We start from the raw sequence: 24,820 nt of genomic DNA, 5'->3' as shown, positions 1-24,820 counted from the left end.
AATTAAACAGGTTCTGCGCAGACGATGCTTGTGTGCGCACGCTTGTGCGTTTGCGCGCATGTTTTCGTTGGCGCTTTTTTCTGGCGCGCTTTCTTCTTTATTTTTCTTTCTGTCTTCGTTCTTACGACGCGCTTACCTGGGACTTACTGGCCCGTGCACAAGCCTTACCCGGGGCTTACCTGGCGCTGGCTTTGTGCGGGGCTTGCGCCGGCAATTTTATTTTTTCGGCGTGTCGATACCGGAGGAAAAAGTAAGCGCCATTGACGGCGCTTTATCACCGGCTGTCGTCTTTGTGCGAGTCCGGCTCCAGCGGCATCAGGTCGGACGAATAGACGCGGTCGCCGATTTGCAGCGACCGCCCCTTTTCCCAGGCGGCTTCGAAGGCGGCGAGCTCTTCCGCGGTAGCCCGCTCGCGGCGCTGCACCGACTGCGGCGGCGCAGCCGGGTCATGCCCGCCGCGCAGCGCGCCCGGCCGGCTGGCCTCGAAACCCTGGATCTGCTCATTGACCTGCCAGTACACACCGCTGACCAGCAGGTGGTAACGCGTGGCGGCATTTTTCTGGATGGCCGCACCCAGCGCTACCAGCCGCTCGGGGCTGCCTTCGCGGTTGTGCAGGAAGTCGGTTGAAAGGTCCACCAGCACCAGGTACTGGTGGCCCCGCTTGTCGTTTCGCACCACGCGGAACTTGTAGCTCGCCGACAGGATTCCGTGCGCCTGCATGGTCACCCGTATCGCCTCATACAACATCTCGCGCCGGAACTCCATGCGCTCGTCAAGGTTCATCTTGACCGGGCCGGTTTCAGGCCCGCTGGGTGAGTGCGGAGGGCTTTTGCTGGCGCTGAAGAGGTTCTTGAGGACGGACATGGCGGCACTCGCTCAATTATTTGGCGGCAAAAAACACGTAGTCGGCGGTATAGCCTTCCTTGACGCGTTTACCCGCATCGGCTTGGGTGGCACAACCTTTGGCCGGCGCATTGCCGCCCTCGGTGTTCAGGCGCTGCACGCTGGTGACGGCGGCCATCTTGCCGGGGTTGCCGGCAGATTTGGCCGAGAGCAGCAGCAGCGGAATATCGGCAGGGCGCTCGCCGTCGGCGCGGGCCTTGACGGTGCCAACGGTCTTGCTGCCGTCCAGCGCCGTCCAGTGCGGGCCGGCGCCGTGTGTGCCGACTTTTTCGTCTTTCTGGTTGAAGAGGTCTGCTTCGGGCGCCACAAACACCCAGGCCCAGCCGCCCTTGTCGCTGGCGCGGCACTCATAGATCTGCGAGCCCACCGCATGCCAGGTGAAGGCTGCGCGTTCGTTGTCGGCAGGCTTGAGCGCGGCGGGCGCCGGCTTGCCAGCATCAGCGGCCGGGCCGGTGGCGCAGGCGCCCAGCAAACCCGTGGACAGCATGGCAGCCAGAAGGCCGGCATTGAGCTTAGGTTGGGCGACAGTTTGAATCGATGTCATGGCGATCTCCTGGTAGGAGTCCTGCTCATACTGACAGGTCTCCGGGTTAAAAAAAAGTAAAAAAGACGAAGAAAAGACGGTAAAAAACCCTCAATCCGACGGACGGAAGGCATGTGGGCCGGTACAGAACCGGCCTACCGGGGACAAACGCCGGCCGACGCAAATCGGATGCAGGTTTTTCAAAAAAATGTCACTTCCGCCCCGGCGCACGCCGCACAGGCGGAACTCCCTATACTCAGCCGCATGAAACCGGACCTTGACGCCGACACCCGCAGCCTGCAGGCGCTGATCGCCGCCGCGGCGCAGGGCGACCACGCCAGCTTCGCCCGCATTTATGAGCGCACCCACACGCATCTGTTTGGCGTTGCCGTTCGTATATTGGGACAAGGACAGGCGGCCGAAGATGTGCTGCAAGAGGCGTATGTGAGTATCTGGAAAAGCGCAGCCGGCTACCGCAGCGAGGTAGACGGCCAAACCATTCAACCGATGACGTGGCTGATCGCCATCGTCCGCAACAAGGCGCTTGACGCCTACCGCTCACGTGCGCGCCGCAAGGAAAGCGAATTACCAGAATCCGGCGACGTCGACGAAGAAGACACCGAAACCACGGCCACGCCCGCTCCCAGCGCCGCGCAGCTGTTTGAGCAGGCTACCCAAGCCCTGCACATAGAAGGCTGCATGAACGCCCTGGAAGGCAGCCACCGGCAAAGCCTGGCGCTGGCCTATTACCAGGGCCTGTCGCACACCGAGGTGGCCGCGCAGATGGGCGCGCCGCTGGGCTCGGTGAAAGCCTGGATACGGCGCGGGCTGGAAAAACTCAAGGGCTGCCTGGCTGCGCAGGGGGTGGTGGCATGAGATACACCAGCCCTGAATTGCTTGAGCACCTCGCATCCAGCTACGTGCTGGGCACGCTGGGCCACGGCGCGCGCCGCCGCTTTGAACGCCTGCAGCGCGACCGCGCCGACGTGCGCGCGCTCGTCACGCAATGGGAAGCGCGGCTGGGCCAGCTGGCCGTGTCGGTGCCGGCGCACAAACCCTCGCCCAAGGTATGGGCCGCGATTGCGGCTCGTACGCAACCCGCCAAACCCCTTCAAGCCAAAACCTCCTGGCTGGGTTGGCTCAAGCCTGCGGGCTTTGGCTTCGGCGGCCTGGCTGCCGGCGTGATTGCCGCGAGCGTGTTCTTTATCGCCATGCCCACGCTGTTTTTGTCCAGCGACCAGCTCGCCATGCGTTCGGGCGAACGGCTGCCGCAAAGTTATGTCGGCCTGCTCACCGACGCGCAAGGCAACGGCAAGCTGCTGGTGAGCTCATTGCGCCATGGCAAGACCATGACGGTCAAGGTCATTGGCCCAATCACGCCGCCGGCCACCGGCCGCCTGGTGCTGTGGGCGGTGCCGGCCAGCGGCCCGGCGTTTTCATTGGGCGCGGTGCCCACCAGCGGCTCGGCGGTTTCCATGCTGCCCGACACGTCGGAAAAACTGCTGTCCAAAGTCAGCAAACTGGTGGTGACGCTGGAGACAGAGGCCAACCCGGCCAAGCCCGGCGAGACGGTCGTGTTCAGCGGCAATTGCGCCAAGTTGTGGTGAACAGGCCGGCGCGCGCGGTGACGATCTTCCTGGCAGTCCTGCTGCTGGCCTACCTGGCCGTCTGTGGGGCCTTGTTTGCCTATCAACGCTCGCTGATCTATTTCCCCCAGCCGAAGTCATGGGGCGGCCCGGCCACCACGCTGAATCTCAAGGTCAAGGATGCCAATCTGGTGGTCACCACCCGCTACGCAGCCGGGCCCAAGGCCATCATTTACTTCGGGGGAAATGCCGAAGACGTTTCGGCCAACCTGCCGTCCTTTTCAGAAACATTTCCAACGCATGCCCTCTACTTCCTGCACTACCGGGGCTATGGCGGAAGCACCGGAAGCCCTACGGAAGCAGCGCTGCAAAGCGACGCGCTGGCCTTGTTCGACCATGTCGGCAAGGCGTATTCGAACGTGGTGGTGGTGGGCAGGAGCCTGGGATCGGGCGTGGCCGTCCAGGTGGCCAGCCAGCGGCCCGTGTCGCGCCTGATTCTGGTCACGCCCTACAACAGCATCCAGGAACTGGCGGCGCAGCGCTTTCCCTACTTTCCCATCCGGTGGCTGCTCACCGACAAGTTCGAGTCCTGGAAGTACGCGGCCAAAGTCACCGCGCCCACCCTGCTCATCGCGGCCGAACATGACGAGGTCATTCCGGCGGCCAGCACGGAAGAGCTGCGAACGCATTTCAAAGCCGGTACGGCGGTGCTGAAGATGCTGCCCGGGACGTCGCACAACTCGATCTCGCAGCATCCGCAGTACCTGCCGCTGATTCAATCCGTGCTGTAAGCCCCAGGCAGTCCGCCAGCCAGATGAATCACAACGCATTCACGACCCAGGGCTTTACGCTCGCTCCACAGGTGTTGACTGCCGACGAATGTGAATCGGCGGGTTTACGGCTTGCGGGTATTTCCACTGACTCGGCGGGAACACGCGGCCTGCTGTCACAAGCCTGGTGCCAGGCGCTTGCCGCCACCGTTCGCGGCAACCCCTTGGTGGCGCAATGGGTTCCGGCCGATTTCGCCGCCGTGCAATGCACTTATTTCGAAAAGTCAGTGTCCCGCAACTGGCTGGTGCCGGCGCACCAGGATCTGAGCATTCCGGTGGCCGCTCACGTGGAACATGCCGGCCTGGGCGGCTGGTCCGAGAAGGAAGGCAGCCTTTATGTTCAGCCGCCGGTCGAATTGCTGCAGCAACTGGTGGCGGTGCGGGTGCACATAGACGCCTGCGGTGCCGGGGACGGCCCTTTGCGGGTGGTGCCGGGCTCGCATCTTCTCGGCAAAATTGCCCCCGAAGCGGCGGCGCTTGCCCGCCGGTCCCAACCCGAAGTGGTCTGTACGGCAGAGCGCGGAGCCGCCATGGCCATGCGCCCGCTACTGCTTCACGCGTCTTCCAGATCCACGGGCGCCGGCATGCGGCGAGTCCTGCATTTCTTGTTCGGGCCGCGCATACTGCCTTTCGGCCTGCAATGGCAGCAGGCGATCTGAGCCTGCTTCACAAGCCCGCCGGTTCGTATTACAAATAAATACGAATTCCACTGCATCCAATCTTGCTGTCATGCCGTTTGTATAAGGTGCTGACTTGCAGCGCATCCCGTTGACCAAGCAAACCATCATTCATTCAAGGAGCCCGACATGACCACTTTTTCCATCCGCAACTTCATCGCATTGCCCGTGATCGCCCTGGCCCTGGCCGGCGCCGCTGTGGCGGCCGATATCCAGACCACGCCGGTGCAAAACGCCCAGATCGACGACTTCGCGGTCGGCAAGAAGGCCATTGACGCCAAGAACTGGTCCGAAGCCGTGAGCAGCTTTAACAAGGTGGTTGCCAAGGACCCGAAAAATGCCGACGCCTACAACTACCTCGGTTACTCCAACCGCTGGCTGGGCAAGTACGACGAAGCCTTTGCCGCTTATGACAAAGCCCTGACGCTGGACCCCAAACACAAGGGTGCGCTGGAGTATTCGGGTGTCGCCTACCTGAAGACCAACCAGAAAGCCAAAGCCGACGCCCAGTTGACCAAGCTGCAGGCCATCTGCGCCAATTGCGAAGAAACCCGCGACCTGGCCAAGGCCGTGGCTGCTTACAAGCCAGCCGCCAAGTAAACCGCGATCCAGCTCCATTGCGGCGCCATGCGCTGCAATGGTTTTTTACTGCCATTGCCCCTCAGGCCGCGAAGCACTCTTGCACCCGCGCAGGAAAGCCGCTGCCTGAAATGCGCGACTGCTGATCCCAAGGACAACAACCATGACTCAACCCAGCCGCATCAAATACCTGCGCATCGCCCTCATGGCGACGGGACTGATTTTCGTTTTCGCCCTGTGGCCACTCACCGTCCTCTGGCCTTCCGGGTGGTCGTGGCATGCGGAGGGGCGCTCGTACTACCTGGAGATGATCCTCGCCCTTTACGCGACGCTGGGCGTCTTCCTGATCCTGGCGGCACGCGACCCGCTGGCGCACCTCAGCCTCATCTGGTTTGTGGTCTGGTCCAGCATCGTGCATGGCGCGGTGATGACGGTGCAGTCGTTTCAGGGCCACCACAACATGGGTCACCTCTGGGGCGATGTGCTGGCGCTGTTCACCGTGGCGGCTGTGCTGGCGTGGCTGACGCCGCGCAACGCCTGACCCTTTCACCATCAATACACAAGACCGAAAGAATGCCATGCCCAGCCTGACACACTTTGCTTCGCGGTTTCTGCCGGCTGCTCTTCTTTTGACAGCTGCTTTCTCAATCACTACCTTGGCCAGAGCCGGGAACCTCACCATCCAGGTGCTCGACAAGGAAGGCAAGCCCGCGCCCGATGCGGTGGTGGTGGTCGTGCCCGCCAACAAGACAGGCGCGCCCAGGAACCCGCTGCCCACCCAGGTGACGATCTACCAGGAAAAGATGCGCTTTATGCCGGCCGTGAGCGTGGTGGCCGTGGGCGCCAAAGCCCAGTTTGTGAACAACGACCCGTGGGAACACCATGTGCGCGGCTCGGCAGCCGGCGTGGCGCAGTTCAATGCGGCGGCGGGTGAAGGCTTTGAACTTCGCCTGGACGGCAAGCCCGAAGGCAAACCGGCCAAGACAGCCGATGCCACCTTCAGCAAGGCCGGCGCCGTGCTGCTGGGCTGCCACATCCACGGCTCCATGCGCGGGCATGTGTATGTGAGCGAGTCGCCCTGGGCGGTGCTGACCAATGCAGACGGTGTGGCGCAGATCGAGCAACTGCCCGAAGGCGCCGCGCAGATCAAGGTATGGCATGCCGACCAGCTGATCGACATTGCACCGCAGGCCTATACCGTGACGGCCTCGCCGGGCAAGCTGACCCTTCAGCTCAGCGTGGTGCCGCGCCGCCGCCGGATCTGAACGTTTTGACGCCTTTCCGGCTCTTTTGTCACGGTTTTCTCACGCTTTGAGCCACCTTGGAGTGTGATGAGGCGTTGACAGTAGCTTTCACGAAACTTACATTGAAGCCTCCCCACGGAGGCTTTATGTCGCCTGACCCCCACCACCCTCACGCCCACAGCCGGTCGCCGCACTGGCACCCGATCACGCTGGCGCAACTGCAGCGCGTCAAGGATTGGCGCGAGGCGCAGCGAGGGGCACACCCTGTCGAGTGCCAGATCTGGGAGGCGATTTTGACGGTCTGGCTGATGGGCTGGATGGGCTGGCTGCCGGCATATGCGTTTGAGGCGGTATGGGCTTACCCCTTGTGCGTGCTGGGCATCCTGGCGCCGCGGCTATATGTCTATATGCGAGCAAAGGCGCATGTATCCGGGCATCTCCGCTGTGACTGGCTGGAACTGGTGGCCTGAGAGGCAGTCTCACTGGCAGGCATTCAACGCCTGCCTTGTGGCGCCAAAGCTGCGCCATTCCCGGGCTTTACCGCCGGTTTACCTTGTAAGCCGGGCACCCTAGCGGGCCCCGGTGTAGCCTACGGGGCTTTGTGTTGACGGTCGCGGAGTTAGAAGATATATTACTAACCAGTCAGTCAGTAACTATGTCACTTTCCAAACTCTTTTGCGACAACACCCCCGGCGTCTCTGCCAAACGCGAACGCCGCAAAGAAGCGCGTCCCGGCGAGTTGCTGGACGCCGCGCTTGACCTCTTCGTTGAAAAAGGCTTTGCCGCCACCCGCGCCGAAGAAGTCGCGGCACGCGCCGGCGTCTCCAAAGGCACACTTTTTCTGTACTTCCAGAGCAAGGAAGAGCTGTTCAAAGCCGTGGTGCGTGAAAACATCTCGGGCCGCTTTACCGAATGGCGTGCCGAGCTGGACGCCTTTGAAGGCAGCAGCCCTGAATTGCTGGCGTATTGCATGAACAGCTGGTGGGAACGGGTGGGCCTGACGCGCGCCTCGGGCCTGACCAAGCTGATGATGAGCGAGGCCAAGAACTTCCCCGACATCGCGGCCTTCTACCAGCAGGAAGTGATCATGCCCGGCCACGCGCTGATTCGCGCCATCCTGCAGCGCGGCATGGACCGCGGCGAGTTCCGCCCCATGGACCTGAACTACGCCGTTTATGTGGTGGTCGCGCCCATGATCTTCCTCATTTTGTCCAGGCATACCGCCGGTGTGTGCCTGAGCACCGACATGGAACTGGACCCCAAAAAATACATCGCCTTCCAGATAGAGACCATCCTGAACGGCATAGGCGCACCGGCGGCCAGCGCCGCGCAAGCAAACCGGAAAGCCGCCGCATGAAGCGCTGGATCAAGTGGGCCGTCGTTCTGGTCGTGTTGCTGCTGATCGCGGGCGGCGTGATGCGCGCGCTCTCGGCGCGCAAGGCTCAGCAACAGGCGCTGGCGGCCAGCAGCGCCGCGCCCGACATGGGTCAGGTCGAGCTGGCGGCCACCGATGTGGTCAAGGCTCAGCAGCGTGAAGTCGTCCAGGGCCTGCCGGTTTCCGGGTCCTTAAAAGCCATCAACTCCGCCGTCATCAAGGCCCGTGTGGCCGGTGAGCTGCAAGGGCTGGCCGTGCGCGAAGGCGACGTGGTCAAGGCCGGCCAGGTGATTGCGCGCATCGACGCGGCCGAATACCAGTCGCGCGTGCGCCAGGCCAAAGAACAGGCCGAGTCCGCCAAGGCGCAGGTCGACGTGGTGCAGCGCCAGTACGACAACAACAAGGCGCTGGTCGACCAGGGCTTTATCTCCAAGACCGCGCTCGACACCTCGCTGGCCAACCTCAACGCCGCGCAATCCACCTATAAAGCCGCAGTGGCCGCCACCGAAGTCGCCGCCAAGTCGGTTGACGACACGGTGCTGAAAGCGCCCATCACGGGCCAGGTGTCACAGCGCCTGGCGCAGCCCGGCGAGCGCGTGGGCATTGACACCAAGATCATCGAGATCGTGGACCTGAGCCGGCTTGAACTGGAAGCCACGCTGAGCGCCACCGACTCAATGGACGTGCGCGTGGGCCAAAGCGCCCAGCTGCAGATTGAAGGCAGCCGCCAGCCCGTGACGGCGGTAGTGGCACGCATCAACCCCAGCGCGCAGGCCGGCAGCCGCAGCGTGCTGGCCTACCTCAGCATCGATAACCCGGGCGCTACCGGCACCGCCGGCACCACCGGGACAGCAGGCGACAGCAGCGCCCCACCCCTGCGCCAGGGCCTGTTTGCCCAGGGCACTCTGGGCACGGCGCGCGCGTCTTTGCTGTCAGTGCCCGTGAGCGCCGTGCGCACCGACAAGCCCGCGCCTTATGTGCAGGCAGTTGAAAACGGCGTGGTGGTGCACAAGGCCGTCGAGCTGGGCGCACGCGGCAGCGCCGGCGGCGACACGGTAGTGGCCGTCAAGGGCCTGGCCGACGGCGCCTTGGTGGTCCGCGGCGAAATCGGTGCATTGCGCGAAGGCACCAAGGTGCGCTTCACGCAGCAGGCTTCTGCCGCCGCTCCCTCGGCCAGCGCGCCGGCCAAACCCGCTCCCTGAAGGCCGGTCGCGCATGTGGTTCACGCAGGTCAGCCTCAGGAATCCCGTGTTCGCCACCATGGTCATGCTGGCCATCGTGGTGCTGGGCCTGTTCTCGTACCAGCGCATGCAGGTCGACCAGTTCCCCAACATCGACTTCCCGGTGGTGGTCATCACCGCCGAATACCCCGGCGCCTCGCCCGAGATCGTTGAAAGCGAAGTCACCAAAAAAATTGAAGAAGGCGTCAACTCGATTGCCGGCATCAACGCGCTGACCTCGCGCAGCTACGAAGGCCAGTCCGTCGTCATCATGGAGTTCCAGCTCTATATCGACGGCCGCCGCGCTGCCGAAGACGTGCGCGAAAAGATCGCCTCCATCCGGCCGAACTTTCGCGATGAGGTAAAGGAACCCCGCGTACTGCGTTTCGATCCGGCCAGCCGCGCCATCTGGTCGGTCGCCGTGATGCCAGACACCAGCAAGGGCGGCAGCGCGCTGTCGGCGGTTGAACTCACCAACTGGGCCGACCAGGTGCTGAAAAAGCGCCTGGAAAACGTGCGCGGCGCCGGCTCCGTCACCCTGGTGGGTGGCACCAAACGCGAGATCAACGTCTACCTCAATCCGCAGGCCATGGAGTCGCTGGGCATCACGGCCGACCAGGTGGTCAATGCGGTGAAGAACGAAAACCAGGACCTGCCGGTAGGCGCCATCCGCTCGCTGCAACAGGAGCGTGTCGTCAAGATCGACGCTCGCATGAAGCGGCCCGAAGACTTCGGCAAGATCATCGTGGCGCGCAAGGGTACGGCCTCCGGCACGGCTGCGGCGGTGACGGTCGACCAGGTCGCGCGCATTGCCGACGGCGCGCAGGAAATCGACAGCCTGGCGCTTTACAACGGCCAGCGCACGCTGCTGCTCACGGTGCAAAAAGCGCAAGACGAAAACACCATCGCCGTGGTCGACGGGCTGAACCAGGCCATCAAAGAAATCCAGCCGCTGCTGCCGCCGGGCGCGCGGCTTGAGCTCATAGGCGACGGCTCGCGGCCCATCCGCGTGGCGGTCGAGAACGTGCGCCGCACGCTGATTGAAGGCGCGCTGCTGACCGTGCTCATCGTTTTCCTCTTCCTCAACTCGTGGCGCTCCACCGTCATCACCGGATTGACGCTGCCGATCTCCATCATCGGCACCTTCCTCTTCATGAATCTGTTCGGCTTCACCATCAACATGATCACGCTGATGGCGCTGTCGCTGTGCGTGGGCCTGTTGATCGACGACGCCATCGTGGTGCGCGAAAACATCGTGCGCCATGTGCAGATGGGCAAGGGGCCGTACCAAGCCTCGCTGGACGGTACTCAGGAAATCGGCCTGGCCGTGCTGGCCACCACCTTCTCCATCGTGGCGGTGTTTTTGCCCATCGGCTTTATGGGCGGCATCATCGGCAAGTTCTTCCATGAGTTTGGCGTGACCATCGTGGCGGCGGTGCTGATCTCGATGTTTGTGAGCTTCACGCTGGACCCCATGCTCTCCAGCATCTGGCACGACCCGGCCATTGAGGCTCACGGCAAGCGCGGCGCGCCGGTCACCTTCTATGACAAGACGATTGGCCGCGTCACCGGCTGGTTTGACCATGCCACCGATTCGCTGAGCGACAGTTATCAAGGCATCCTGCGCTGGTCGCTGGGCCACAAGCTGGCCACGCTGGCGCTGGCGGTGGTGATCTTTATCAGCAGTATCTTCATGGTGCCGCTGCTGGGCACCGAGTTCGTGCCCAAGGCCGACTTCTCGGAAACCTCGCTCAACTTCTACACGCCGGTGGGCTCGTCGCTGGAGACAACAGAGGCCAAGGCCCGCCAGGTCGAAGCCATCATCCGCGAGTTTCCGGAAGTGAAGTTCACGCTGGCCACGCTCAACACCGGCAATGCCCAGGGCAAGATGTACGCCAGCATTTATGTGCGCATGGTGGACCGCAAGGCGCGCGCACGCAGCGTCGACGAGATGTCGGGCGTGCTGCGCGACCGGCTCAAGCAGGTGCCCGGCATCACAGTGACACACGTCGGTTTGCTCGACGCAGTGGGCGGCAACAAGCAGGTAGAGTTTTCGCTGCAGGGGCCGGACCTCAAGGAACTGGAGCGCCTCACGCGCGCCATCAGCGACAGGATCCGCAACATCCCCGGCCTGGTGGACCTGGACTCCAGCGTCAAGGCCGACAAGCCGGTGATCGAGGTCGACGTTCGGCGCGACGCGGCCTCGGACCTGGGCCTCTCGGTCTCGCAGATTGCCGCCTCCTTGCGCACGCTGGTGGCGGGGCAGACGGTGGGCAACTGGCGCGCCCCCGACGACCAGACCTACGACGTAAATGTGCGCCTGGCCCCCGGCGCACGCAACGCACCACAAGACCTGGAGCGCCTGCCCTTTATGAGCAGCACCATGGGCAGCAACGCCGACGGCTCGGCGCGCGTGGTGCGACTCAACCAGGTGGCCACGGTGAAGGAATCCACCGGGCCCAACCAGATCAACCGGCGCGACCTGGCCCGCGAAGTGGCCATCAATGCCAATGTCTACAACCGCTCGGCCGGCGAGGTTTCCAACGACATCAAGGCCGCGCTGGAGGGCTTTAACTTCCCGCCGGGCTACCGCTACCAGTTCAGCGGCTCCACCAAAAACATGGCCGAGTCCTTCGGCTACGCAGTGTCGGCGCTGGTGATGGCGATTTTGTTCATCTACATGATCCTGGCCAGCCAGTTCAAGAGCTTTTTGCAGCCCCTGGCGCTGATGACCTCGCTGCCGCTGACGCTGATTGGCGTGGTGCTGGCGCTGCTGCTGTTCCGCTCCACGCTGTCGATGTTCTCCATCATCGGCGTGGTGATGCTGATGGGCCTGGTCACCAAAAACGCCATCCTGCTGGTCGACTTCGCCATCCGCATGCGCGCCGACCGGGTGGATGTGGACGGCCACCGCGTGCCGGGCATGGAGCGCAGTGAAGCCCTGCTGCAGGCCGCCAAAGTCCGATTGCGCCCGATTTTGATGACCACGCTGGCGATGATTTTCGGCATGGTGCCGCTGGCCTTTGCGCTGACGGAGGGCTCCGAGCAGCGCGCCCCCATGGGCCAGGCCGTGATCGGCGGCGTTATCACCTCGTCGCTGCTGACCCTGGTGGTGGTGCCGGTGACTTATTGCTATATGGACGATCTGGCCCAGTGGTTCAAGCGCAAATTCGGGCCGAAAACCCCGCCCGCAGGCCCCGCCGAAAGCACCGCCGAACTCCCCCGTCCTGTCATGGACGGCCGTTAAAATCAAAGGTTTACCCGCGTCCAGCGTTCTTTCTTCTTATTCACCCCTAATTTCGCCAACCCACAGGTCCGCCATGAACTACGAACAAGCCCGTTTCAACATGATTGAGCAGCAAATCCGCCCCTGGGAAGTGCTGGACAACCAGGTCCTCTCCCTGCTCGCGGTGGTCAAGCGCGAAGATTTCGTGCCGCCGGCCCACAAGGCGCTGGCCTTTGTCGACATGGAAATCCCGCTGCCGCCCCAGTCCGAGCCCGGCCAGTGCATGCTGGCGCCCAAGGTGGAAGCCCGCATCCTGCAAGAGCTGGCCGTGCAAAAGCACGAGAAAGTGCTGGAGATCGGCTCCGGCTCCGGCTACATGGCCGCCCTGCTGGCGCACCGCGCGCAGCAAGTCATCACGCTCGAAATCAACCCCTCCCTCGCGCAGACTGCCCGCGACAACCTGCAAAAAGCCGGCCTCTACAACGCCGAAGTGCGCACCGGCGACGGTGCGGCCAACCTGGCCAAGGCGGCATCCGGCAGCGACCCGCTGCAAGGCCCCTTCGATGTGATCGTGCTGAGCGGCTCGGTCGCCGAAGTGCCGGCTTCGCTGCTGTCCATGCTGAAAGTCGGCGGCCGCCTGAGCGCCATCGTGGGCTTTGACCCGGTGATGCGCGCCACGCTGATCACCCGCGTGGCCGAAGACGCCTGGCGCACCACGCAGGCCTGGGACACCGTGGCGCCGCGCCTTGTGAATTTCCCTGAACCCTCGTCCTTCAGCTTCTAAGCGCCCTGCCCGAGCAACCTGAAGAAAACCTGCAAAGAAAGCCGACCATGATTGCCCAACTAAGCCCCGCCGACTTCGCAGCCTGGCGCGACAACGCCGGCGCCTTGCCTGTGGTGCTGGATGTGCGCGAGCCCTGGGAGCTGCAAACCGCTTCGGTGAAGGAAGACGGGTTCAAGCTGGTCCATATCCCGATGCGCGAGATTCCGGCGCGCATCGCCGAGCTGCAGGAAGCCAGCGCCGGCCAGCCCATCGTGTGCCTGTGCCATCACGGCATGCGCAGCCTGCAGGTGGCCAACTATTTGATCCAGAGCGGTGAGTTTGCCGATGTCGTCAATCTGCAAGGCGGCATTGACGCCTGGTCGCAGCAGGTGGACCGCACCGTGCCGCTTTATTGATGCCCTGTTTTTGATTTGCCTTGTTTTGATTTGCTTTTGATTTGTTTTTGATTTTCAGCCGACCCTTCATTTCTTCAGGACTCTTATGACAACGCCCAAGAACCTGCCGGCCCGACCGGTGATGTTGCCTCTGTCGATTGCGATCGCCGTGGTGCTGGCGGCCGCCGCGCCCATCGCGCGCGCGCAGAGTCTCGTCGACCTGTATGAGTCGGCACGCGCCTACGACGCGGCTTACCAGTCGGCCAAGCTGCAATACGACGCCAACCTTGCCAAAGCCGACCAGGCCAAGGCCGGCCTCCTGCCCACGGCCAGCGTGTCGGCGGGTGTCACGCGCACCGGTTTTGAAAACACCGCGCCGCAAATCGACCGCAGCTTTAATACGCAAAATGCCGCGCTGAACCTCACCCAGCCGCTGTACCGGCCCGCCAACTGGGCCACTTATGAGCAGGCCGCCAAGCAGGTCGAGCAGTCCCAGGCGCAACTGGAAACCGCCAACCAGGATTTGATCGTTCGCACCAGCCAGGCTTACTTCGACGTGCTGGCCGCGCAAGACACGCTGACTTTTGTGCGCGCGCAAAAAGCCGCCGTGGCCGAGCAACTGGCTTCCGCCAAACGCAACTTTGAAGTGGGCACGTCCACCATCACCGACACGCGTGAAGCGCAGGCCCGCTATGACCTGGTGATCGCCCAGGAAATCGCTGCCGAGAACGACCTGCGCGTCAAGAAGCTCGCGCTGGACACACTGGTCGGCAAACCCGAAGCACAGCCCAAGCCCCTGCTGGTGCCGGTCACTCTGCCGCTCATAGAGCCCGCCGATGTGACCACCTGGGTTCAGCAATCCGAAGTGGTGCACCCCAACGTCCGCCTGGCGCAAAGCGGGCTGGAGATCGCCGAGCTCGAGGTCAAGAAGGCCGAGGCCGGCCACAAACCCACGCTGGACCTTCAGGCCAATTACAACGTGACGCGCAACCCCTCGGGCACGGCCACGACCATCCCGCCCTTTGCCTTCCGCACCAACACCACCACCGTCGGCGTGGTGCTCAATGTGCCGATCTTCGCCGGCTTTGCCACACAAAACCGTGTGCGCGAAACCCTCTCGCTGCGCGACAAGGCCCAAAGCGACCTGGAAGGCGCAAGGCGCAACGTGGCGCAGGCCACCCGCACCGCCTTTTTCGGCGTGCAGTCGGGCCAGGGCCAGGTCAAGGCGCTGGAAGCGGCCGAGTTGTCCAGCCAGAGCGCGCTGGACGCCAACAAGCTGGGTTACCAGGTCGGCGTGCGCATCAACATCGACGTGCTCAACTCGCAAAGCCAGCTGTTCCAGACCAAGCGCGACCTGGCCAAGGCGCGTTATGACGTGCTGCTGGGCGACCTCAAGCTGCGCCAGGCCAACGGCACATTGACCCCCGAAGACCTGCAAAAAATCAACGCGCTGCTGGCAAAGTAAACTCGGGCCAACCACTCCAACAAAGGCCCCGCATCGGGCCACAAAGTCCATGTTGATGCCCACACACAATCCCCTGCCGTTGCCGATTGAGGCCGAACGAGTGACCGACGCACCCCGCAATGTGCCCACAGGCCCGAGCTTTCAGGTAATTGAAGAAACCACCTGGGAGGCGCTGGAGGCCTCAGGCCGGCAGCTGCCGTTTGAGCGGCCCGTGCTCGTCAAGGGCGGTATCAAACACTGGCCGGCCTTCAGCAAGTGGTCGTTCGAGCACCTGGCAGGCGTCTGCGAGAGCAAAGGCTCTGAAGCGCCCGTGAAATTCACCGACGGCCTGGTCGAGCAAGGCGTGACCAAGGGCCGGCCTTTTTTGCCGGTGGCGCCCTACCTGCGCGAGCTGGGCAAGCAGGCGCTCGCCACGCCCGACCCGGCGGCGGGCCTGCTGCCCAAGGCGCGGCTGGAGCAGCTGCGCCAGCAGCCCGGCGAACGCTTTCACCTGAACTGGGCGCACATGCAGTCCTTCAAGCCCACCACGCTTTACCTGGCGCAGTGGGACATCCTGGAAACCTTCCCGGAACTGCGCAAGGACCTGCTGATCAAGAGCCTGTGGCCCGGCCAGCGCCTGACCTGGGAATATGTCTTCATGGGCCCGGCCAACACCGTGACTGGCCTGCACAACGACTTTCCGCACAACTGGTTCTGCCAGCTCAAGGGCACCAAGGAGTTCATCCTGTTTCCGCCCGACCAGCGCCAGCACATGTGCCCCGCCAAAAAATACGACTGGGGTGCCACGCTCAGCGACATCAATGTGTCGCGCCTGCCCGAACAGGCCAAAGAACTCGCCTCGTTTGAAAAAGCCAACGGCATCTATGCCCGCGTGGAAGCCGGCGACGCACTCTTTGTGCCGCGCCGCACCTGGCACTCGGTAGTCTCGGTAGAGCCGTCGATCAGCCTGGGCATGTTCGGCCTTACGCCGTATGAAGTCGCCACCGGCGGCGCCTGGGCGACCTTGCGGGACTGGGCACATCACTTGCGCCTGTACGCCTGGAACAACTGCACCTGCCATCAGAAGAAGTAGACCCCGCGCTTTTCACTTCGTGTAATGCGCTGCCCCCCCGAGGGGCCGCCCGCCCTTAGGCCCGGCAAAGCCGGTTCCGGCGCTCATGCTGGGTTTAAGAAGCCCCGCGTCCGCTCAAAAAACCCTCTAGAGCGCTAACAGTCTTCGCTGTAGCACCACGGTTACGGTCCGCAAAAGCCAGGCCTGCAGCCACGGCAGCGGCACGGGCTTCGGGTTTGTCCATCAGCTTGCGGGCGGCGCGCACGCCTTGCTCCATGTCGACCACACGCCGGGCTGCACCTTCTTCCACCGCCAGTTCGGCGGCTTCGGTGAAGTTGAAGGTGTGGGGGCCCATGACCACCGGGCAGCCGCACGCGGCGGCTTCAATCAGGTTTTGCCCGCCCAGGGGTGCGAAGCTGCCGCCCAGCAGGGCGACGTCGCTCATCGAAAAATACAGGGCCATCTCGCCCAGCGAGTCGCCCAGCCAGACATCGGCCTCCTGCGCATCGCCGGCCGCCGGGCCACCTGCCGCGTCGTCCCAGCCTGAGCGGCGCGACACGCGCAGGCCGTGCTGCTGGACCAGCGCCTCGACCTCATTGAAACGCTGCGGGTGGCGCGGCACCAGCAGCACCTTGAAGCGGCTTCCCGTGCCTTGCACACCGGCCGGTAACTCGCCGGGCTGGGATTCGCTGACTGCGGTGTTGCCGGCCTCCTGCGCACGTTCCGACTGGGCCTGTGCACTGATCTCTTTCAGGAACAGCGCTTCCTCGCCCTCACGCGAGCTGGCAAACATCAGCACCGGCAGTGCCAGCGTGCGGCGCCAGATCTTGCCTTTTTCCTGCTGGGCATCGTCGGCCGCTGCATCGAATTTCAGGTTACCGAACACCCCGGCCACCGTGGCGCCGGCCCGGCGAAAGCGCTGCGCATCGTCGTCGGTCTGGGCGTACACGGCCGACAGCGCGGCGTAGGCGGGCATGGAGAGCGGCGAGATCTTCAGCGCCTGCTGGAGAGACTTTTCAGACAGCCGCCCGTTGACCAGCACCAGCGGCACAGCGCGCTGCTGCGCGGTGCTCACCAGGGTGGGCCAGATCTCGGTTTCCATCAAGAGGCCCAGCCGCGGCTTGAAATGGTCAAAAAAGCGCGCCACCGCACCCGCGCTGTCCCAGGGCTGCCACACCTGCACATCGCCGGGTTGCAGCAGTGCCACGCCTTCGGCGCGGCCGGTGGCGGTGCCGTGCGTCAGCAATATGCGCAGACCCGGGTGCTGCGTGCGCAGGACCTTGAGCAAAATAGCCGCCGTGCGCGTTTCGCCCAACGACACGGCATGCACCCAGATTAATTCAGAGGCAGTTTCAGCCGGCTGCGTGTAGCGGCCAAACCGCTCTTCTACCGCCTGCAGGTAACCGGGCTCCTGCTTGCCGCGCCGCGCCAGCTTGCGGCGCAGCAGCGGTTGGCCCAGCCACATCAGCAGCGAATAGAGCTTGAAGGCGATATCGCTCATGCCGGCGCCCCGCTACAGGCCAGCCAGGCTTGCCAGACGGCGTCGACGCCGGGCTCGGGCTGAGCGAACACGCTCACTTGCCGCGCGCCGGGGCCGCTGGCCTCGGGCCCGGTGCGCCAGGCGGTGTCGAAGTTGTAGATCTGCACATGCGGCAAGTCGAGCGCCACGGCGATGTGGCTCACGCCGCTGTCCACGCCGATCACGCCGGTGCACTGTGCGAGTTCGTCCGTCAGGGCGTCCAGCGGCAGCAGCGGCCATACGACCGCCATGGCTGGCGCGGTACGGTTGAGCGCATCGGCAATCGCCTGGCTGGTGGCCAGCTCACCGGCGCTGCCATGCGCCAGCGCCACTTGGTAACCGGCGGCGTTCAGGCGCTGGCCCAGGGCGATCCAGTGGGCTAGCGGCCACTCTTTGTCGGCCCGCGAGGTGCCATGGACAAATGCGACGCACGAGGCGCCTGGACCATCTGCTATTTTTTCAGGAGCGGCTTGCGCCCTTCCCGCTTGGTTTTCAGGCACTTTCAGTTTGAATTTTGGAGCACCCTGCAGGGTGTAGCCCAGGGCCTTTGCGGCCAGTTCACGCGATCGTCGCACCGCATGAATGTGCGGCTCGACCGCAATCGCCACATCAGCCACCCAGCGCGTGGGTGCTTCGTAGCCCGAGCCATCGGTCTGGTTGGCCAGGGCGTAACGCTTGCCGCCCGGCGCCAGGGCCGCCAGCCGCGCCACCACGGCGGACTTGGTCAGCCCCTGCAGATCGATCACGGCGTCGTAGGCCTCCTGCTGCAGGTCGCGCTTGAACGCACCCCACGCCTGGCGTGTTTCAGCTTTCCAGAAGGATTTGCGCCAGCGGCGGATTTCGCATGGGATGACCCGGTGCAGGCCGCCTGCGCGCGCCAGCAGCGGCGCAAAGGCCTTTTCCACCAACCAGTCAATCTGCGCCCCCGGCAACGCGGTAAGGATGTCTTGCACTACCGGCAGGGTATGCACCACGTCACCGAGCGAGGACAGCTTGACCAGGAGAATTTTCATGAAGAGCGTGAAAGCGGAAAACGCTGATTTTCACCGCAGAACGCCCCCGGGCCGGGGAAACCTCAAAAAAGGCAGTTTCTTAGTGCGCTGCCGCCGCGAAGCTCGCGTCAGGTTTGACGCTGCGCAGGAGGGCCAGCATGTCGGCCTCAATGCGCTCCAGGGCCTGCTGGGTGTGGCCTTCAAAACGCAACACCAGCACCGGCGTGGTGTTGGACGCGCGAATCAGGCCAAAGCCGTCCGGCCAGTCCACACGCACACCATCAATCGTCGAGATCTTGGCAGGCGCCGCAAACTTCGCAGATTTGATCAGCGCCTCCACCACCGTATGCGGCTCACCCTCTTTGCAGGCCACATTCAGCTCAGGCGTGCTGAAGCTGGTCGGCAAGGCATTGAGCACGATGCCGGCGTCGGGCACGCGGCTCAAAATCTCCAGCAGGCGCGCGCCTGCATAGGTGCCGTCATCAAAGCCGTACCAGCGTTCCTTGAAGAAGATGTGGCCGCTCATCTCGCCGCCCAGCGGGGAGTTGACCTCTTTCATCCTGGCCTTTATCAGCGAGTGGCCGGTCTTGTACATCATCGCTGTACCGCCGGCGGCTTCGATCTCGGGCGCCAGGCGCTGCGAGCACTTCACGTCAAACAAAATCGTGCCGCCCGGCACACGTGACAGCACGTCGCGGGCAAACAGCATCATCTGCCGGTCGGGGTAGATGTTCTGGCCGTCTTTGGTGACGATGCCAAGGCGGTCACCATCGCCATCAAAGGCCAGGCCCAGCTCGGCGTCGCCGCTTTGCAGGGCCTTGATGAGGTCTTGCAGGTTTTCGGGCTTGCTGGGGTCGGGGTGATGGTTGGGAAAGTTGCCGTCCACTTCGCTGAACAGCTCAGTCACCTCGCAGCCCAGCGCGCGGAAGATGGCGGGGGCCGATGCGCCGGCAATGCCGTTGCCGGAGTCGATGACGATTTTCATGGGGCGCTCCAGCTTGATGCCGGAGACGATGCGGTCGCGGTAAGCCGTGCCCACATCGACCTGACGAATCGTGCCGGCCTGTGACGGCAACACCCATTTTTCGCCCTCAATCACACGGCGCAAACCCTGGATTTCTTCACCGTAGATCGCCCGGCCGGCCAGCACCATCTTGAAGCCGTTGTAGTCCTTGGGGTTGTGGCTGCCGGTGACCTGAATGCCCGAGCCCGCCAGCGTGCTGGCCGCGAAGTACAGCATGGGCGTGGTCACCATGCCCACATCAATAACGTCGATGCCGGTAGCGGCCAGGCCGCGCATCAGCGCCGCGCTGAGCGCAGGCCCGCTGAGCCGGCCGTCACGACCCACGGCGACGGCCTTTTCACCTTCGGCCAGCGCCGCCATGCCAAATGCCTTGCCCAACGCCTCGGCCATGTCTTCATGGATGGTGGACGGCACCACGCCGCGGATGTCATAGGCCTTGAAGATGGACGGGTTGATTTGCATTGAGGCGGGTTCCTGGGAGTCTTGAATGGCGGGAGGCCGAAGCCTGATTTCATTGTAGGGGCCGTCCCCCGCATCGGCTGTAGGCCACAGCCGTTTCGGGCAGGTCCGTTCAGACTATTGCAGCCCCTCACAAACCAGCCGGACCAGCCCCAAAACGGAGGTTTTCAGGCCCTCAGGGACATGTCCGAAAACGGCTAGTGAAAGCCGCCCTGCGGCGTATCATTTCTTCCATGAACCGCGAAACCACCCCTCTTGCCGACAACGACTGCTACCTCGCCCTGAAGGCGCGGGACGCCCGTTTTGACGGCAGCTTTTTCACCGGCGTGACCTCCACCGGCATCTACTGCCGCCCGGTCTGCAGCGTGAAAACGCCCAAGCGCGAGAACTGCCGCTTCTTTCACCATGCCGCGCAGGCCGAGAATGCGGGCTTTCGCCCCTGCCTGCGCTGCCGGCCCGAGCTGGCGCCGCATTCTGTCGTCTGGTCCATCCAGGATGCCTCTTACATCCTGGCCCACCAGGCGGCCCGCCTGCTGGACGAACCCGAGGTCTGGGCCGAAGAAGCCCCTTCAGTCGAAAAGCTGGCCGCCAAGCTGGGCGTGAGTGACCGCCATGTGCGCCGGATATTTGAGGCGCAGTTTGGCGTCTCGCCCATGCAGTATTTGCAAACGCACCGGCTGCATACCGCCAAACAATTGCTGGCCGACACCAACCTGCCGATCACGCAGGTGGCACTGATCAGCGGCTTTGCCAGCGTGCGGCGCTTTAACGCGGCTTTTGTAGAGCACTACAAACTCAACCCCACGCAGTTGCGGCGCCAGGGCCCGGCCCGCGTCGGCGAGGTGGGCGAAGGCGTGACCGTGCGGCTGGGCTACCGCCCGCCCTATGACGTGCAGGCCATGCTGGCTTTTTTCACCAAGCGCTGCATCAACGCCATTGAATTCGTCACGCCCGACGCCGCACAACCCGCGCTGGGCCGCACCTTCAGCGTCGAGGCCAATGGCAAGCTGCATGCCGGCTGGCTGCTGGCCAGCTTTGACGAGAGCCGCTCGCAACTGGTGCTGCGCGTGAGTGATTCGCTGCGCGAAGTGCTGCCGCTGGTGATACGCCGCGTGCGCACCACCTTTGACCTGGATGCCGACCCCGTCACCATCAACAGCGTGCTGCACGAGAGCTTTCCTGACGGCGACGGCCTGCGTGTGCCGGGTGCGTTGTGCGGCTACGAGCTGGCCGTGCGCGCCGTGCTGGGCCAGCAGATCACCGTGGCCGCGGCGCGCACCCTGGCGCAGCGCATGGTGGACCGCTTTGGCGAGCCGGTCGAGACACCGTGGCCGCAGCTCACGCGCCTCTTCCCCTCACCGGCCGTGCTGGCTGCCGCCAGTGGCGATGCGCTGGGGCAACTGGGCATCGTGAAGCAGCGGCAGGCGGCCATTGTGGGCATTGCCGAGGCGGTCGCCAGCAAACGGCTGCAGTTGCATAGCGGCGCCGACGTGAACGCCACGATGGCCACGCTGAAAGAATTGCCAGGCATAGGCGACTGGACGGCGCAGTACATCGCGATGCGCGCCCTGCGCTGGCCCGACGCCTTTCCGGCAGGTGATGTGGCCTTGCACAAAGCCTTGGGCGTGCAAGGCAAAAAGAACCCGGCACGGGAAGCTGAGGAAGCCTCCGCCGCCTGGAAACCCTGGCGCAGCTATGCAGTGATCCGCGCCTGGAGCGGCACGCTGGAGCGCCCCGGCTGACGGCGCGGCTTCGGTTAATTGATTCCGCGACCCCCGGTGATTTATGCATTTACGGAATGAATGCAGGGCTTCGATTTCATTGGACGGAATGGCGCCTTCGGGCGACCATCGCCGTCGAGTGGCCAAAGCCAGGCTTCACCGGCCCGGGGCGTCAAAAGGCGGCGGGCGGCATTGCCAGCAAACCAATAGCTGCCGGCGCCTGTTTTTAAAGGGCTACAGCCCTGAATGACATGAAGGCCTGAGAGATCAGGCAAGGCTTAACCACTCAAAAGGTGACCAAGATGAAATTCGACAACTCCATTGTTCAAACCACATTTCAAAGCCCGCTGGGCAAGATGATCATTGCCGCGACCGACAAGGGCCTGGCAGGCACCTGGTTTGCCGGGCAGCGCCACCTGCCGCCACAACTCGTGGAGCCTTATGTGTGGCGCGAAGACCCCGACCATCCGGTGATCAAACAAGCAATTGCGCAGCTCACCGAATACTTCGCCGGCACACGCACCTACTTTGATTTGCCGCTGGATCTGGCCTATGGAACGGCCTTCCAGCAATCGGTGTGGCAGGCGCTGCTGGCCATTCCGCAGGGCGACACCACCAGCTATGGTGAACTCAGCCACCGCATCGGCAAACCAGCCGCCGTGCGCGCAGTGGGCGCGGCCGTCGGGCGCAACCCCGTCAGCGTCATCGTGCCCTGCCACCGTGTGTTAGGTTCCGATGGCTCACTCACCGGTTATGCCGGTGGCCTTGATAAAAAAACAGCGCTGCTCAAACTTGAGGGCGCACAGATGAAGGAGACTTTGTTTTGAGCTCAACTACCACCGGGCTGGCCACGCCCGCCGCCGCATCGGCCCCCAAAAGCTGGATCGCCGACTTCATCATGCTGGCAGCGATCTGGGGTTCGTCCTTTCTTTTCATGCGCATCAGCACGGTGGAGTTTGGCCCGCTGCCGACCGCCGCCGTGCGCGTGGCTATCGCGGCGCTCTTTCTGCTGCCCATCGTTTGGCTGCGCGGCCTGCTGCCGCACCTGAGGCAAAACTGGAAGAAGATTTTCTTTATCGGCATCCTCAATTCGGGCATCCCGTTTGCCTGCTTTTCGTTTGCGCTGCTGTCCATCACCACCGGGCTGTCGGCCATCCTCAACGCGACGGTGCCCATGTTCGGCGCGCTGATCGCCTGGCTGTGGCTCAAAGACAAGCCCAATGGCTCGCGCATCCTGGGCCTCATCGTCGGCTTTGCCGGCGTGGCCATGCTGGCCTGGGACAAAGCCACCTTCAAACCCGACGCCTCGGGCATCGCGCCCGGCTGGGCCGTGCTGGCCTGTCTTTTGGCCTGCCTGTGCTACGGCATCTCGGCCAGCTACACCAAGCGCTACCTCACCGGCATGCCGCCGCTGGTGACCGCCGCCGGCAGCCAGATCGGCGCAACGCTGGGCCTGGCATTGCCGGCCGCCTGGCTGTGGCCGGCGCAGATGCCGGGCGCCCATGCCTGGCTGGCGCTGCTGGCAGTGGGTGTGCTTTGCACCGGCCTGGCCTACATCCTCTTTTTCCGCTTGATTGAAAACGCCGGCCCGCCGCGCGCGCTGTCTGTCACCTTCCTGGTGCCGGTGTTTGCCGTGCTGTATGGCGTGCTCTTTCTGGGCGAGCACGTCACGGCCTGGATGATCATCTGCGCGGTGGTGATTGTGATTGGCACGGCGCTGTCGACCGGGCTGCTCAAACTGGGCCGCAAGGGCTGAATGCGGCGATGAGGTCGGCCCGCAAGATCAAGCTGAAGATCAAACTGGCTGGGCCCAAGCCGCGCAACCCCTTGGTGGCGGCTGCGGCGCAACGCAAGGCCGGCTCGCACCGCAAATCTGAAGCGAGTATCCGCAAGAAAGAAAAGATGGCGTTGAAGAAGCAGCTGTTTCAGCTGTAATACGCGGGTCGCCGCGGCTGGGTGAGAATCAGGGCTCTTGATTCATTCACACAAGGGCGATTCAACATGCTGCTGGCTTCCGCTTCCGTATCTTCGACTCCACTCCGTTCACCTGGCCGTCGTCTTGCGGCGAGCGCCCTGCTCACCGCGCTGGCCGTAGCCGGCTCGCTTGCTACCTTGGGCAGCGCCCGCGCGCAAGCCTCGCTGGACACGATGGTCAAGGCCGAGGCTGAGCAGGCGGGCTTTCCGGCAATGGCTGCCGCGGTGGTGGTCAAAGGCAAGCTGCTGGCCGTGGGCACGGGCGGCACACGCCGCGTCGGCACCGTCGCACCGGTGACCCATAAGGACCGCTTTCACATCGGCTCCGACACCAAGGCCATGACCTCGCTGATGACGGCCATGATGGTAGAGGCCGGCAAGCTGCGCTGGGACAGCACCTTCGAGCAGGTCTTCCCCGAACTGGCCACCGGCATGGATGCCGGGGTGAAACGCGTCACGCTTGCCCAGTTGCTCTCGCACACCAGCGGCCTGCCCTCGGACGACGCGGACTTTGACGCACTGCTGGCCAAGGTGGTCTTCCAGTCCGGCAACCTCAACGAGCAGCGCTACTGGATGGTCAAGCAAACCGTGACAAAGCCGCTGGCCCGTGAGCCCGGCGCGTCTTTTGCCTATTCCAACCTCGGCTACACCATGGCCGGCGCCATGATAGAACGCGTGGGCGAAAAATCGTGGGAAGAGCTGATCTATGACCGCGTGTTCACACCACTCAAACTCAGCACTGCCGGCATAGGCCCACAAGCCACACTGGGCCGCCTCGACGCACCTTTGGGGCACGTCGTGGTCGACGGCAAACTCAAGGCCATGATTGGCGGCCCCGAAGCGGACAACCCGCTCGTCATCAGCCCGGCAGGCACCGCGCATATGTCAGTGATCGACTTCGCCACCTGGGGCGGCTGGATGGCAGGGCAAGGCAAACGCGCGCCCTTCCTCGTCAAACCCGACACGATGAAAAAGCTCGTGACACCGGTGATCTCCATGTCGGCAGCCTCGACCTCATCCACCACCGTGGCGGGCGCAGCCCAATACGCCCTGGGCTGGGCCTCCACCAAGATGGCCTGGACGGATTACCCGGTCGCCTTTCACGGCGGCTCCAACAACATGAACAAGGCCTACATCTGGGTCGACACCGAACGCGATGCGTCCATCGTGGTCATGACCAATGTGGCAACGCCGAATACGGACGATGTGATGCAAAAGCTGGCCGGGAAGCTTTATGGGCGGTATGTGAAAACAGTGAAGTAAGAAAGCCTGGGGCGAACCACTGAAACTACA

25 protein-coding genes are annotated in these 24,820 nt (G+C 63.7%); 20 read left to right on the top strand and 5 right to left on the bottom strand.

What is annotated here, in order from left to right; genetic code table 11:
• Positions 1–274 precede the first annotated feature (274 nt).
• Positions 275–865 (bottom strand): hypothetical protein, encoded by a 591-nt coding sequence (locus tag BM408_RS14525; RefSeq protein ID WP_092130574.1) that lies wholly within the window; start codon positions 863–865, stop codon positions 275–277.
• Between the two features lie 16 nt (positions 866–881).
• Positions 882–1,448 (bottom strand): DUF3455 domain-containing protein, encoded by a 567-nt coding sequence (locus BM408_RS14520; protein WP_092130573.1) that lies wholly within the window; start codon positions 1,446–1,448, stop codon positions 882–884.
• Positions 1,449–1,691: 243 nt separating this feature from the next.
• Here BM408_RS14520 and BM408_RS14515 point away from each other — a divergent pair, with 243 nt between their 5' ends.
• The 15 genes from BM408_RS14515 (at position 1,692) to BM408_RS14445 (ending at position 15,859) form a co-directional block, all read left to right on the top strand.
• Positions 1,692–2,303 carry an RNA polymerase sigma factor gene (locus BM408_RS14515; protein ID WP_092130698.1) on the top strand — a complete coding sequence of 204 codons (612 nt, stop codon included), beginning with the start codon at positions 1,692–1,694 and terminating at the stop codon, positions 2,301–2,303.
• Complete coding sequence (locus tag BM408_RS14510) at positions 2,300–3,034, top strand: anti-sigma factor (protein WP_092130572.1); 735 nt, start codon at positions 2,300–2,302, stop codon at positions 3,032–3,034. The genes BM408_RS14515 and BM408_RS14510 overlap by 4 nt, the downstream gene beginning before the upstream one ends.
• Entirely contained in the window at positions 3,031–3,804 is a 774-nt protein-coding gene (locus BM408_RS14505; RefSeq protein WP_217649431.1) for an alpha/beta hydrolase, read from the top strand. Before BM408_RS14510 ends, BM408_RS14505 begins: the two co-directional genes overlap by 4 nt.
• Positions 3,805–3,827: 23 nt before the next feature.
• Positions 3,828–4,502, top strand: a complete 675-nt coding sequence (locus tag BM408_RS14500; protein ID WP_092130571.1) for a phytanoyl-CoA dioxygenase family protein — start codon at positions 3,828–3,830, stop codon at positions 4,500–4,502.
• Between the two features lie 147 nt (positions 4,503–4,649).
• Entirely contained in the window at positions 4,650–5,120 is a 471-nt protein-coding gene (locus BM408_RS14495) for a tetratricopeptide repeat protein (RefSeq protein WP_092130570.1), read from the top strand.
• 142 nt (positions 5,121–5,262) lie between these two features.
• Complete coding sequence (locus tag BM408_RS14490; protein WP_092130569.1) at positions 5,263–5,640, top strand: DUF6632 domain-containing protein; 378 nt, start codon at positions 5,263–5,265, stop codon at positions 5,638–5,640.
• Between the two features lie 115 nt (positions 5,641–5,755).
• Positions 5,756–6,364: a cupredoxin domain-containing protein gene (locus BM408_RS14485; RefSeq protein WP_254774822.1), complete on the top strand. Its 609-nt coding sequence runs from the start codon at positions 5,756–5,758 to the stop codon at positions 6,362–6,364.
• Positions 6,365–6,489: 125 nt separating this feature from the next.
• Entirely contained in the window at positions 6,490–6,813 is a 324-nt protein-coding gene (locus tag BM408_RS14480; RefSeq protein WP_092130568.1) for a hypothetical protein, read from the top strand.
• Between the two features lie 185 nt (positions 6,814–6,998).
• Positions 6,999–7,700, top strand: coding sequence for a TetR/AcrR family transcriptional regulator (locus BM408_RS14475; RefSeq protein WP_092130567.1), 702 nt, complete (start codon positions 6,999–7,001; stop codon positions 7,698–7,700).
• Positions 7,697–8,920: an efflux RND transporter periplasmic adaptor subunit gene (locus BM408_RS14470; protein WP_092130566.1), complete on the top strand. Its 1,224-nt coding sequence runs from the start codon at positions 7,697–7,699 to the stop codon at positions 8,918–8,920. Before BM408_RS14475 ends, BM408_RS14470 begins: the two co-directional genes overlap by 4 nt.
• Before the next feature lie 13 nt (positions 8,921–8,933).
• A complete protein-coding gene (locus BM408_RS14465) occupies positions 8,934–12,185 on the top strand; it encodes an efflux RND transporter permease subunit (RefSeq protein WP_092130565.1) in 3,252 nt (1,083 codons plus the stop codon).
• A 73-nt stretch (positions 12,186–12,258) separates the two neighbouring features.
• The gene (locus tag BM408_RS14460; RefSeq protein WP_092130564.1) at positions 12,259–12,948 is read left to right on the top strand and encodes a protein-L-isoaspartate O-methyltransferase family protein; all 690 of its coding nucleotides are present in this window, start codon (positions 12,259–12,261) and stop codon (positions 12,946–12,948) included.
• A 47-nt stretch (positions 12,949–12,995) separates the two neighbouring features.
• Positions 12,996–13,343: a rhodanese-like domain-containing protein gene (locus BM408_RS14455; RefSeq protein ID WP_092130563.1), complete on the top strand. Its 348-nt coding sequence runs from the start codon at positions 12,996–12,998 to the stop codon at positions 13,341–13,343.
• An 85-nt stretch (positions 13,344–13,428) separates the two neighbouring features.
• Entirely contained in the window at positions 13,429–14,787 is a 1,359-nt protein-coding gene (locus BM408_RS14450) for a TolC family outer membrane protein (RefSeq protein WP_092130562.1), read from the top strand.
• 55 nt (positions 14,788–14,842) lie between these two features.
• Complete coding sequence (locus tag BM408_RS14445; RefSeq protein ID WP_254774821.1) at positions 14,843–15,859, top strand: cupin-like domain-containing protein; 1,017 nt, start codon at positions 14,843–14,845, stop codon at positions 15,857–15,859.
• 94 nt (positions 15,860–15,953) lie between these two features.
• Here the strand turns inward: BM408_RS14445 and BM408_RS14440 are convergent, their stop codons facing one another.
• From BM408_RS14440 to BM408_RS14430, 3 genes are all read right to left on the bottom strand, one after another.
• On the bottom strand, positions 15,954–17,339 hold the full coding sequence (locus tag BM408_RS14440) for a 3-deoxy-D-manno-octulosonic acid transferase (protein WP_092130560.1): 1,386 nt from the start codon (positions 17,337–17,339) through the stop codon (positions 15,954–15,956).
• Positions 17,336–18,370, bottom strand: coding sequence for a lipopolysaccharide heptosyltransferase I (waaC, locus tag BM408_RS14435; RefSeq protein WP_092130559.1), 1,035 nt, complete (start codon positions 18,368–18,370; stop codon positions 17,336–17,338). Before waaC ends, BM408_RS14440 begins: the two co-directional genes overlap by 4 nt.
• 79 nt (positions 18,371–18,449) lie before the next feature.
• Positions 18,450–19,835 carry a phosphomannomutase/phosphoglucomutase gene (locus BM408_RS14430; RefSeq protein WP_092130558.1) on the bottom strand — a complete coding sequence of 462 codons (1,386 nt, stop codon included), beginning with the start codon at positions 19,833–19,835 and terminating at the stop codon, positions 18,450–18,452.
• 230 nt (positions 19,836–20,065) lie between these two features.
• Between BM408_RS14430 and BM408_RS14425 the strand changes: the two genes are divergently transcribed.
• The 5 genes from BM408_RS14425 (at position 20,066) to BM408_RS14410 (ending at position 24,790) form a co-directional block, all read left to right on the top strand.
• The gene (locus BM408_RS14425; RefSeq protein WP_092130695.1) at positions 20,066–21,574 is read left to right on the top strand and encodes a DNA-3-methyladenine glycosylase 2 family protein; all 1,509 of its coding nucleotides are present in this window, start codon (positions 20,066–20,068) and stop codon (positions 21,572–21,574) included.
• Positions 21,575–21,855: 281 nt separating this feature from the next.
• Positions 21,856–22,380: a methylated-DNA--[protein]-cysteine S-methyltransferase gene (locus BM408_RS14420; protein WP_092130557.1), complete on the top strand. Its 525-nt coding sequence runs from the start codon at positions 21,856–21,858 to the stop codon at positions 22,378–22,380.
• A 71-nt stretch (positions 22,381–22,451) separates the two neighbouring features.
• Positions 22,452–23,309 carry a DMT family transporter gene (locus BM408_RS14415; protein ID WP_371327019.1) on the top strand — a complete coding sequence of 286 codons (858 nt, stop codon included), beginning with the start codon at positions 22,452–22,454 and terminating at the stop codon, positions 23,307–23,309.
• Between the two features lie 8 nt (positions 23,310–23,317).
• Positions 23,318–23,488, top strand: a complete 171-nt coding sequence (locus tag BM408_RS22960) for a hypothetical protein (RefSeq protein WP_175541803.1) — start codon at positions 23,318–23,320, stop codon at positions 23,486–23,488.
• A 66-nt stretch (positions 23,489–23,554) separates the two neighbouring features.
• Positions 23,555–24,790, top strand: coding sequence for a serine hydrolase domain-containing protein (locus BM408_RS14410; protein WP_092130555.1), 1,236 nt, complete (start codon positions 23,555–23,557; stop codon positions 24,788–24,790).
• The last annotated feature ends 30 nt before the right edge of the window (positions 24,791–24,820 follow it).

The organism is Polaromonas sp. YR568 (genome assembly GCF_900116715.1).
GTDB lineage: Bacteria > Pseudomonadota > Gammaproteobacteria > Burkholderiales > Burkholderiaceae_C > Polaromonas.
This window is presented reverse-complemented; position numbering and strand designations above follow the sequence as displayed.